Origin of the sequence: Streptomyces lushanensis (assembly GCF_001700515.1) — a bacterium.
GTDB lineage: Bacteria > Actinomycetota > Actinomycetes > Streptomycetales > Streptomycetaceae > Streptomyces > Streptomyces lushanensis.
On the sequence record NZ_MAUD01000700.1, the window covers coordinates 177 to 690 of the forward strand.

A 514-nucleotide genomic window follows, 5' to 3' on the forward strand; every position below is an offset into this window, starting at 1 on the left:
GCCCCCGGGCGCCTCGCTGCTGGAACTGGGCTGCGGAGCGGGCCGGGTGACCCATCCGCTGGTGGAGCGCGGCTTCACCGTGACCGCCGTGGACGAGTCCGCGGACATGCTGGACCACATACGCGGGGCGCGTACGGTTCGGAGCCCGATCGAGTCGCTGGAGCTGGACGAGACCTTCGATGTGGTGATGCTCGCGTCGTATCTGGTGCACACGGGCGAGCACCGGGTGCGGGACGGCCTGCTGCGCACCTGCCGCAGGCATGTCGCCGACGACGGCAGCGTACTGATCCAGTGCGAGGGGCTCGACTGGCACACCGCGGTGCCCCGGGAGCGGGTGGACCCGGCCGGCTACACCGTACGGATCGTGTCCTCGGAGCCCGTCGGGGACGGGGTGAACTCCGTACACGCCGAGTACATCTTCCCGGACGCCCGCTGGACGCAGACGTTCCGGTCGCGCGCGCTGACGAAGGAGGCCTTCGAGGGGTATCTGGACGCGGCGGGACTGGCGGTCGAC

The 514-nt window shown here is 71.0% G+C and carries 1 pseudogene; it reads left to right on the top strand.

What is annotated here, in order from left to right:
* Positions 1–514, top strand: a pseudogene (locus BFF77_RS32495) (class I SAM-dependent methyltransferase); the annotation flags it as partial.